At 34.8% G+C, this 11990-nt stretch carries 4 protein-coding genes, 2 pseudogenes and 2 other annotated features (1 of these 8 running past the window's edge); of the genes and pseudogenes, 2 read left to right on the top strand and 4 right to left on the bottom strand.

Annotated features, from left to right (window positions below; all coding sequences use genetic code 11):
* Nucleotides 1–24 (bottom strand) — a binding site (T-box leader) (it extends 188 nt beyond the left edge of the window).
* Between the two features lie 66 nt (nucleotides 25–90).
* A pseudogene (locus BAU27_RS15140) lies at nucleotides 91–1455 on the bottom strand (UDP-N-acetylmuramoyl-tripeptide--D-alanyl-D-alanine ligase).
* 82 nt (nucleotides 1456–1537) lie between these two features.
* On the opposite strand from BAU27_RS15140, the gene BAU27_RS15135 reads away from it, so the two are divergent.
* Nucleotides 1538–2017: a hypothetical protein gene (locus tag BAU27_RS15135; protein ID WP_071771330.1), complete on the top strand. Its 480-nt coding sequence runs from the start codon at nucleotides 1538–1540 to the stop codon at nucleotides 2015–2017.
* 104 nt (nucleotides 2018–2121) lie between these two features.
* Here the strand turns inward: BAU27_RS15135 and BAU27_RS15130 are convergent, their stop codons facing one another.
* Complete coding sequence (locus BAU27_RS15130; protein WP_071771329.1) at nucleotides 2122–3630, bottom strand: M36 family metallopeptidase; 1509 nt, start codon at nucleotides 3628–3630, stop codon at nucleotides 2122–2124.
* 213 nt (nucleotides 3631–3843) lie between these two features.
* Here BAU27_RS15130 and BAU27_RS31865 point away from each other — a divergent pair.
* A pseudogene (locus BAU27_RS31865) lies at nucleotides 3844–3933 on the top strand (DUF418 domain-containing protein); the annotation flags it as partial.
* A 54-nt stretch (nucleotides 3934–3987) separates the two neighbouring features.
* Here the strand turns inward: BAU27_RS31865 and ileS are convergent.
* Both ileS and BAU27_RS15120 read right to left on the bottom strand, forming a co-directional pair.
* On the bottom strand, nucleotides 3988–7089 hold the full coding sequence (gene ileS, locus BAU27_RS15125) for an isoleucine--tRNA ligase (protein WP_071771328.1): 3102 nt from the start codon (nucleotides 7087–7089) through the stop codon (nucleotides 3988–3990).
* A gap of 54 nt (nucleotides 7090–7143) precedes the next feature.
* Nucleotides 7144–7382, bottom strand: a binding site (T-box leader).
* A 98-nt stretch (nucleotides 7383–7480) separates the two neighbouring features.
* Nucleotides 7481–11683, bottom strand: a complete 4203-nt coding sequence (locus tag BAU27_RS15120) for a tetratricopeptide repeat protein (protein ID WP_071771327.1) — start codon at nucleotides 11681–11683, stop codon at nucleotides 7481–7483.
* Between the last annotated feature and the right edge of the window lie 307 nt (nucleotides 11684–11990).

Here is an 11990-nt window from a genome sequence, read left to right as displayed (position 1 = left end):
ACTTTTCCTGTTCATCACTTTTTATATTTACAGAGTATTCTATCTCTTCATTCTATAAAATGCAAGCACTTTTAAATATATTTTGATTTTTCACATCCAGTTTTGTACAATCTCCTCTAAAGCCATTCCACGTGAACCTTTCAATAAAACAACATCCTTTTTCGTTATAACTTTCAATACTTCCTTTGCTATCTCGGCTTTATTATCAAATGACTGTACTTTTCCTGTATGATAGTTCTTTCTTGCTTCTTCCGCTACAATTTCAGCTAACTCTCCATAAGTAAATACATAATGAATGCTCTCTTCATTTAACATTTTACCAATTTCTCTATGATATGTTTCAGCTTTCTTCCCTAACTCCAACATATCCCCAATTACTATGATTTTTTTCTGATAAACATTTAACTTCTCTAACGTTTCAATTGCAGCCTTCATTGAAGATGGACTAGCATTCCATGCATCATTAATAATAGTAAAACCTGTTTTAGCAGTTAAAAATTGAAAGCGCATATGAGTAATATTTATTTGCCGCAGTGCTTCCTTTATTTTTTCTGGAGAGACATTGTAAAATTGACCTACAGCGATTCCAACAATCGTATTTAAAATATTATGTTTTCCATGTAAGGGGACATCATACTGTAGTTTGGAATCATTTAATTTAAAATGAACACCATATTCATCTAATTGCACGTTTGTTGGAAACAAATTATTTGTATCCTTTTCACCAAATGACTTACATTTTAGACCTAGCACATTATTATTTCGAGAAAGCAATGTCTCATCACCATTATATAAAAACAGTCCTTCATCTTTTAATCCGTCTATAATTTCTAATTTAGCCCTCGCATTCTCTTCTCGTGATCCAAGTGTTTCTAAGTGAGACTGCCCAATCATTGTAATTATCGATACATCTGGCTGTGCTATTTTTGATAAGTTTCGAATTTGTCCTTTTTCACTCATTCCCATTTCAAGTATTAAAAACTCTGTATCTCGTTTCATTTCTAAAATCGTTAGCGGCAAACCGACTTGACTATTTAAATTCCCCTTTGTTTTATGCACACTATAAGTTGTACTTAAAATGCCTCCTATTATATCTTTCACTGTCGTCTTTCCGTTACTACCTGTAATACCGATTACTTTTACACCTAGCTCATTCCGATAAAATTGTGCCAATTGTTGCAAAGCAAACAAAGTGTCATCTACAAATATAATTGGTATCCCTTTTGGTGGAGTACCTTAAGACTTTTTCCACAAGGAAGCGACCGCTCCATTATCCATTGCCTCTTTCACATAATCATGTCCATCTTTCACCCTGATAATTGGAATAAATAAATTTCCTTCTTTAATGTTTTTTGAATTTATGCAGACACCATGTATTTCTATATGATGAAAAGATTCTTGTAATCCTTCTCCATCTACTACCTCTTCAAGTTTTTTCAAATTCATTTGAATCAAAGTATCACCTTCTTTCCATTTTATTACATAATTCCTATTTCATTTACGCATATTAATAAAAATTTTGTAGCGAGGTGTTTATATGAAAAAAGCGATTAGTTTCTTTCTCCTTTTGTTATGCCTAATTGTAGTGAATGAAACGCATGCTTATTCACCAAAATCTTTACCAATCTCTCAAAACTCTGATCAATGGCAAGTGAATATTGATGAACCGAAAAAAAAAAACAAAAATATGCTTCAAGCTAAACAAAATGAATTTCAAACATATCAATTTTCAGTAAAGAATGTTGGAGAAAACGAAGTATATAACGTACAAGTTGAAGTCTTCCGAAATGAACCAAATATGAAAACAAAATATGAACTCTTTTCCCTAAAAGAAAGTCGTCTAGCGAGTGGAAAAACTGGATTTAGACACGCTAACTTCCCTGTTTCTACAAAATCAGATGAGGTTGACGTATTAATCACTTGGCAAGAGCATCCTTTCCGATCTATGCGAAACGGCCAAAAAATTGAGTCTAGAAAATTTAAAGAGCATTTTGTTTTTAAAGAAGCAGTAAAGTAAACTTATCGGTATATGTACATTATTACCGATACCAATAATTTTTCCAGTACCAGTCCTTAAGCAAATTAAAAAGTCGTGGCTTATAAACGCCACGACTTTTTATATTAATTCGTACTAATTCCTCTCGCTGCCCAAATACGATCGATTTCAGCCGCGTGTTGCCCACCGTATAAAAGAGCATCTGCTTGCTTTATCGCTTTCGCTCCATCACGGAATTTAGCATTTGGCGTTAATGACCAATGTGATTGTAAAATAATTTTTGTTGCTACATCACGTCCAAAAGACTGCGCCATTTCGTATTGACCTTGAGCCCAAATTTCCCCATCATTATGCACTTCATTCGTTATATCTTTCGGGTATACTTTATTCGTATCTAATCGGCGTAAGCACGTCGGATCTGAACTAGAATAAGCAGTCGCATCCCATTCTCCAACACATGCTTTCCCGTATCCTGTCGTTGATACCGCATCTTCATACGTAGCACCTAGGAAATCTCCAAATCCTTCTCCCATCGCTCCACCTTCTGGTGAACTTCCGAAGCCAGGTACTTGATTGTCTTGAATAGAATGTCCATATTCATGCGCAATAATGCCAGCATCTTCTGCGTCATCTACACCGCCAGTACCGAAAGTTAAAGCTTTCGTTGATGGGGAATAGAATGAATTATCGTCAGTTGTACCATTTACATTTACTTTAATCGAACGATTATTAATATTTTTAAAGCCCAATCCTTGAATGTAACGCTGTAATGTATCAATATGATAATACGACATAACATCTTCAAAACTATCATTTGCACGTGTGTAATTAAATTGTAAATTTGTAGATTTCGTCTTCGCTTTTGAAGAAATCGTAACATACTCTCCAATTAAAAATCCTGTACCATCTAAACCTTTTAACGTAACAGTTTTTAATTGATTCGTTAGTGCTGTCGAATCTGCATCATTATTATCTTTTAACCCTACTTTACTACCGCTAGATACGACGGGGTTAGGTAAAAATACTTTCCCTGTTCCTTCTGCTTTTCGGTTTATATCAACCTTTTTAATTAGCTTTCCATTTTCCGCGTCAATAAATGTTTCCCATGCTCCGAAAGGTTTATTCGAATGGACTAAAACTTTATATACTGGGATAGCTACTCCATCCTCAATAATATATCCAAACTCTTTCTCTGTAGGAGCCCATAGATTTTGCTCACTTTCTCCTCCAACATACGCCATTGATTTTTGTTCAGCATCTTTTTCACTAATCTTATTCGCTATTTCTTTCACACTTTGAACTGCCTGGTAATCAGAAACAGCAAGTAATCCCTGCCCCTGTCCATTAATAGTAACTGTTATTTGTTTTGAAAATACAGGAACACCATTGACCACTTGTTGGAATCTAACATATGAAGCTACTGGTGTTTCTGTTGTAGAAATATATTGTAAGTCTGAAAGGTCTGCCTTCAATCCATATTCCGTAGCATGTCCTTTTAAATATTCAATTGCTTTTTTCTGTGGTGAATAAGCTTCTACCTTTACTTGCTTTTTTTCCAATGCGGAAACTGTAGAAATCGTCCCCATTACTAATGGTACAGTCATTGCCATTGCCACCATTTTTTTGTTTAACATAAAACCACTCCCCCTAATAAATTGAAACCTTTACCCCATTCCTATAAGGCTATTACTGTCCACAAGTAACGAAATAAAGTGAATCTACGAGTAATTCTATACGAGCAATTCTATTACCTTTCCATTTCGGGTGAGTGAAATTTTCTCAATATTTATGTGTAAAACTAGAAAAATACTGTAGAAATATATTACTCTTTATTTTCATCGTGATAATTCATTTTCAGTGTTTTATTTAGCATGTTTTGGAGAAAGAAATTTTCTAGAGCTCCTATCGAATGGATTATGAGAAAGTTAGCCGGATAATTTCTCTTCATACAAAAAGGAAGTTGGAATGAACGATTCCAACTTCCTTCTCATTTAATTTGCTGGGCTCAGTTTGATGCGAACTTTTGTCTCACCTAATGAAAGCTCATCATCTTCTGTCGTTAATACACGAAACGCAAATTGTTTTACGAGTAAATTTTCTTCTAATAACTCTTTATGGTTCGTTAATGTATGTTGCAATTCATCTTCTGCATCAAGAGTAACATCAACTCGTAAGTTAACTGGTAAATTCAATTGCTTACGATATTCTTGGACTGCACGAATGAATTCACGCGCCACTCCTTCTTGTAACAATTCTTCCGTTACATTCGTGTCTAACATAACTGTATATTGTCCGTTAGTCGTATTTGAGAACCCTGTTTTTGCTACTTTTTCTACTAATACATCTTCAGACGTTACAACTACTTCTTCCCCTGATGCTGCTTCATATACGGCTCTTTCAGTTGAAACAAAGTTTTGTACTTCTTCTTGCGATAATTGTTTTAACCAGCCGTTTACTGCATTCACATTTTTACCAAACTTCGGTCCCGCTGTTTTAAAATTCAACTTTAATTGATATGTTGTGTACTTCGTTTCATCCAGTTCAACATGAAACGCTTTTACATTTAGTTCATCCATAACGATATCACGATAAGATTCCCAATCGATATTATTCTCTTTATTCTCAAGTAATACAAGCTCTGCTAACGGCTGTTTTACTTTTAATGAATGCTGATTACGGTTACTTCTTCCAAGTTCAACAACTTGTAAAACTGCATCCATTTCCGCTTCTAACTTCGGCTGAATAAGTGATTCATTTACAACTGGATAATCCTCTAAATGAACGCTACGTCCTTCTAAATTCAGATGAATATCTTCAGCGACAAATGGTGTAAATGGTGCAATTAATTTACTAATTGTTACAAGCACTTCATGAAGTGTTTCATACGCCGCTGCTTTCTCAGTATTCATACCAGATTCCCAAAAACGATTGCGTGAACGTCTTACATACCAGTTACTCACTTCATCTACAAGCGTGGCAATTTCACGAGCTGCATTTGTGAATTGATAATCATCAAGTGCGGTTCTTACCTTTCTCGTCGTACTATGCAATCTTGATAACACCCATTCATCTAATTTCGTACGCTTTACATCATACTTTTCTTTCGGATTATATTCATCTAAATTTGCATATAAAACATAGAAGCTATACACATTGACTAACGTATCTACAAATTTAGATTTCGCTTCTTGTACTGTTCTTTCAGAAAATCGTTTCGCATTCCATGGGGCACTGTCAACGAGTAGAGCCCATCTTAGAGCGTCGGCACCAAACTTCTCTACTAAATCAACCGGATCTAGTGCATTTCCTTTACTTTTAGACATTTTCTGTCCTTCTTCATCTAGAACATGCCCAAGTGATAACACTCGTTTGTATGGAACTTTTCCTGTATATAGCGCTGATACTGCCAATAAACTATAAAACCAGCCACGTGTTTGATCAATTCCTTCTGCAATAACATCTGCTGGAAACTGTTCTTCAAATAACTCTTTATTTTCAAACGGGTAATGATATTGTGCAAACGGCATGGAGCCACTATCAAACCAAACATCGATTACTTCTGGTGTTCGATTCATTGTACTTCCGCATTTTTCACAGCAAACTTGTACTTCATCTACATACGGCTTATGCAATTCTAAATCTTCAGGTGTTTCTTTCGTACTATGCTTTCTTAATTCGGCAATACTTTTCGGTGCGAATTGATGATCGCAGCTTTCACATTCCCATACGTTTAAAGGTGTTCCCCAATATCTATTCCGGCTAATATTCCAGTCCACCATGTTTTCTAAAAACTTACCAAACCGTCCGTGCTTCATATGGTCTGGATACCACGTAACAGAATCATTATTTCGTAAAAATGTTTCTTTAATCTCAGTTGTTCGGATTAACCAGCTTTCTCCTGCATAATAAAGTAATGGTGAATCACAGCGCCAGCAATGCGGATAGCTATGTTCATATTTTTCTTTATGATATAGTAACCCTTCTTTCGCTAAATAACGAACGATATCCACGTCACAATCTTTTACAAACTTACCTTTAAGAAATGGTACTGCATCCGTATACTCACCTTTCTCATCTACAACATGTAAGAACGACAATCCTTCACTTTGAACGACTCTATAATCGTCCTCCCCATATGCTGGAGCGATATGAACGAGTCCTGTACCACTATCTGCAGTTACAAAATCTGCTGCGATGACGTGGTATCCATTTGTAACTTCCTTCATCGGAAACGGTGCTGTGTAAGATGTATTTACTAATTCTTCACCTTTATGAACAGATAATACTTCATAGTTTTCTTTTAATACTTCTTGTACACGTTCTTTCGCAATAATGTATACATGACCTTCTTGTTTCGCTTTAACGTATTCCATATTTGAATGTACAGCGAGCGCTACATTTGCTGGAAGCGTCCATGGTGTTGTCGTCCAACCTAAGAAATACTCATTTTCACTATTTTCCACTTTAAACTTAACTGTTGCACTTAAATCTTTTACTGTTTTATACCCTTGTGCAACTTCATGTGAACTGAGAGAGGTTTGACAGCTTGGGCAGTACGGTGAAACTCTATGCCCTTTGTATAACAAACCTTTTTCATGAATCGTCCCTAAAATATGCCATACACTTTCGATATATGGATTCTTTAACGTAACGTATGGATCATCCATATCTACCCAATAACCGATACTTTCAGTGAATTCACGCCACTGCTTCTCATATGTGAATACACTCTCTTTACACTTTTGAATAAATGGCTCAATGCCGTACTCTTCGATTTCATGCTTACCTGAAATACCAAGTTGTTTTTCAACGCCTAATTCTACAGGTAATCCATGTGTATCCCATCCGGCTTTTCTTAACACTTTATATCCAGCCATCGTTTTATATCTCGCTACTAAATCTTTAATCGCCCGACCAAGTGCATGGCCGACGTGCGGTAAACCGTTCGCCGTTGGTGGTCCTTCATAAAACACAAACGATTGCGCGCCTTCTCTATTCTGAATTGATTGTTCAAAAATGCTTTGTTCGTTCCACTGCTTACGAATACGTGTTTCTCTCCCTACAGCTGACTCTTTTACATCTACTTTCTTCATCTACAATCACTCCTTTGAATGTTTTAAAAGCACACAAAAAACCCGTCCCCATGAAGTAGGGACGGGTTTACCCGCGTTACCACCCTAATTCTATTAGCTTTTCACTAATAGCACTTAGCAACGTACTAACATACGCGTTCTTTGTAACGGTAGACATCCGTCCGAGCTTACTTTATTCAGCCACGGCTCCTCGGAGATGATTTTCAAATAACGTCTGCACACCGGCTTTCAGCAATACACCGGCTCTCTGGAGAACAGCTCACTATTTTACTCTTTCTCGTCTTCAGATTTGTATACTTTATTAAAAGTTATTTTATGTCATTGGGCAATTAATTGTCAACTAATTCAAAATATATTTTTATTTATATCCTTTTTATCTATTTCTATACAATTACTTTTCAAATTCTCGTAATCCTGCTAAATCTTCATCTTCCTCTGCAAGTTCAGCAAAGAATCCTGTGTCATCTTCACGAAGCACAATTTCAAGTTCTTCTTTCGCCTCTTCAATTCTGTTTAATAATGCTAAGTAGCAAGCATGATCGTATCTTGCTAACAAGTGTGTAGCATCAATTTCTAATATATCACTTGTTATTTTTTCTGCTTTGGTAGTTCCCCCAGCTCTATGATACGAAGATGCTAAAGCAATAAGAATTGCCGTTTCATTTGGATGATGTACAGAAGCATCTTCTAATAAATGAATCGCATCCTCAAACCTCTCTTGACTTTGGTATATTTCTGCTAAAGTAAGGAATCCTCTACTTACAAACGATGTTTTCTCCGTTAATTGTAAACATATTTTTTCTGCTTTTCTTTCTTCCCCAGCTTTCAAGAATACTTGTGCTTGTAAAAGAAGCGTATCATAATCATCCGGTAGCTCTCGAACCATTTGTTTCGTTAATTCCAACGCATCTCGTAACATGCCTTCTTCTTCATACTCAATGAAAAGATTTACAAGTTGCTTCGCTACATCATAATCCCATTTATTTTCTAGCGATGTTTGCAATACTTCTATTGCTTCTTTATTCATTGCCGCATTCTCGTAAAATAGTGCAAATCGCTGCGCTGCCATACTATTTTTTGGATTTAACTTTAACGAAACTTCATATAAATCAATGATTGTAGTAATCATTGAAATTTCTTTCGCGCGGTTTTTCATACGATAAAAAGCTCTCGTAAATATAGATTTTTTCGGTTGTTCATTTTGTTGACGTTCAATCCATCTTTCTGTAACCGCAGCTGCGGCATACATAAATGCCATACTTCTTTCTGCTTTTTTCACCTTTAACGTATGAAGTGCGTCTCGTATTTGAGATATTTTTTTATGTTGTTCTACTGCTTTTACATATACATCAAATATACGTTCATTATTTAATTCTTTATGCATTACTTTCATTGCAACTTCAATTGCACTCGCATCTCTTTTTTTCACTAATACTTTCGCATAATGATATAGAACTTCTGTGTGTCCCTCATCTAATTGTAGCGCTTCTTCAATTCGCACCTGTTCTTTATCTATTTCATTCATCGCACCATATACATATGCAATAGCATCTAAACGCCATATTTCGGGTACTTCTCCTGCTAATTGATCTAGTTCAGTCAGCAATTCTTCATGAAGATTCAAATCTACTGAAAGCTGTGCCAAATATTCCATATTAATATGCAAAGGCTCTTCTTTCATCGCCTGGACCATATGACTTTGTTCTTTAGAACGATTTTCTTCTTTTTCGTATATTTCTGCTAGTTGCAAATGTACACCTGCAAAGTTTTCATCCAGCTCTAAACATATTTCATACGCTTGCTTTGCTTCTGTCAATTGTCCTAATACCATATATGTTTCGCCGATTCGATAATATGGCAAAGCAGTTCTCTTTTGTTCGATTGCCTTATTGTATCTCTTCATTGCCTGATCATACTGTCCAATAGATTCATATAAAATACCAGCATAACAACCGTATTCAATTACTTCCGTTTTTTCTTTTTGTAGCGTTCTTAAAAACGCTATGCCTCGTTGCACGAAAGCTGTTCCTTTTATTCTATTTACATACTCTTCTAACACGTTCTCTATATTACTATATAACTTACGTATACCGTCCTCTAATTTAGAAAGTGCCGTTTTCAACTCAGCTTCATTCCCGCCTAACGCAATTTCAGCATCCCACAGCACCATGCCAGCATTCATAAGAAAATCTTGATTGTCCTCAAATTGCTGATTGATACTAACAATATAATTTTTTGCATCCTCATATTGTTCCTTTGCCATATAAACTTGAATTAAACCGAAATGAGAATATACATCTTCATTATTTTCTTCTAAAGAACGCTTATATATAGTTTCCGCTTCTTCAAGTTCATCATTTTGAAAATGTACATCTCCTAAACGAACATATAAAGATGCCTGATCTTCACAATATCGAATTCCTTGTAATAAAATTTCCTTCGTACTTTTCTCATCATCCAAATCTGATTCATAGATTTCCGAAAGCTTCGTATATAAATAGGCTGCTGTTTTATCTAATTGAATTGCTACTTTAAGTCCTTTTACCGCCAAATACACTTTTCCTAAATGTTGAGCACATCTTGCACGTTCATACCAAATGTGCGCTTCATACTTATATTCTTTTAATAAATCATTAAAGAATCCATATGCGTCTTCATATCGTTCTAAATCTATTAAAATTAAACCGTGATTTACAAGTGTAAACCTTTCTGGGCTACGTTCTATAGCTGTTAGCGAATACTCTAGCCCCTTTTCGGATTGATCCATATACATGTATGATAATGCTAAGAAACTCCACGCAACTGGTTGGTCTGCATCCAGTTGTAATGATGAACGAAAACTAGAAATCGCTTCTGCATAATTATCTTGCTCAAAAGAATAACGTCCATTTATAAAATGATACAACGCTTGATTGCTTTTCTTCTCCACACTTTGAAGCATATGTCCTGCTTTTTCCATATCTTGCAGACGAATAAAACACTGTGCACTATGCAATTTCACAAAGTCAGAGCTTGGAAACTTTTCCATTAATTTTTCTATACAAAATTGAATAAAATCTTTATCTACTTCAGCATCTAAATGTTTAATCGTATATAGCCAAGTGTTTGGATTTTCACTTGTTTCTTTTAAAAATAATACTAACTTTTCAATTCCCTCTTTATCTTGCTCAGCTAAATGATCAGTAAGAGAAAAAATTGATTTATAATAATTATGTTCTTCCTCATCTAAAAATAAAAGTTGTTCCATTCTATCTTTTGGTGTAAACGTAATAGCTAAACAATCTGTATAACGATATTTTTCTTGCAACTTATCATATTCCACAAGAATCGGTTCTAAGAAATTCGGATCTTGAATATAAAAAGCTTGCAGCACGTCGTCATAACCAGAAAGTACTTGTACATGGGAAGCGTGCTCAATATCTATACTTAATAAAACGGGAATACCTTGATCAAGTAATCTCTTATAATTTTCCTCATTCCCCTGAAAGTAACGATATTCGTAACCTTGCTCTTCTATATATGTAACTGTATCTGAAAACTTAGAACCTGTTACATCAAAAATATGTTGTGCAATTTCATCTTGCGTACGTTTTTCTCCCCATACCCCTAACATCATTTCCAAACTTGTCGGAACGCAATAGTTATCCTTTTGTACAACCGGAACTATTGGTAAACGAACCTTTTTTCCATCAGGATTTTTTTCTATATGATGATATAGAGAATTTTTCAAACTCTTTTCACTTTTCAATAGTGCTTGCAAATCGTGAATATTATTTATTTTATAAAATGCTTCTGCACGTAAATGTATAAAATAAGTTGTATATGCATGATGCGGAAGCATGTGATTGATTTCATCTATTACCGCTAACATTTCTTCATAGCGCTCTAAATCTAATAAATATTTTACTTTTTCAAAATAGAAATATGGTACTTGAGGGAACTTTGCAATCGCATCATTTATGAGTTGTAATGCTCGCTGCTGTTCACCTTTATATGCATATAATTGCGCCAATAAGTACGTAGCTAACTCTTCACAATCTTTATGTTGCTGACCGGCTAAAAGTTGTTCCTCTGCTTTCTCCCACTCACCAGTCTGTATATATAAGTAACCCCATTTATCAAAAACTGTACGTGTACTATACTTTTCCGCCTTTTGCATATAGGCATAAGCCTCTTCATTGCGCTTCATATCTAACAAACATCTAACTAACGTAAAATATGCTTTCGTTAAAACATCCGCATCAGTTTCCTCTTCATTTACCTCTTCCAAAGAATCTTTTAATAATTGTTCAGCATCAAGGATTTTACGCTCATCAATTAACTCATCACAATATAAAGAGAGCGTTCTCATATTTGGGAATTTTTTATAAGTATAACGAATTAAAAAGGAGCTATATTGATGCATCAAACCTTCATCAGCAAGGCGAATTAATGTATCAAACTCTGTAAATGATGAAACGTTAGAAAGCCAGTTCTTCACGTATGATAACTTATTCGTTTCTTTTATATGTGCAATTTCATTATTTATCTCCTGTAATCCATCTACAAATCTCTTTTCTTTCAAACAAATTTCTAATTGTTTAAAATCTAGCATGTATTCACCTCAAATAATTATTTATACTGCCATTTGCAAGCAGTATTCTAACCTACTTGCTTAGATTTTACACATCATATAGTATGCATTCAACTAAAACCTCATATAATGAACGATATTATTTAATATTATTCAAGTTTTTAACTAAATATCTTAAAAACGATACTTTTTCTCGTTATTTTGTTTAATTTGATGAAATAACATGTATTATTCGAAGATGAGTTTTATCTTCTTTTTTGAGGCTTCATTGAGTGGATGAAATTATATTAACGATTTCCTGAATATATCTCTTGTAACTTACAATAGA

Origin of the sequence: Bacillus sp. NH11B (genome assembly GCF_001884205.1) — a bacterium.
Classification (GTDB): Bacteria; Bacillota; Bacilli; order Bacillales; family Bacillaceae_G; genus Bacillus_A; species Bacillus_A proteolyticus.
Note: the sequence above shows the minus strand (reverse complement) of the source record. Positions and strands in the feature narration are given on the sequence as shown.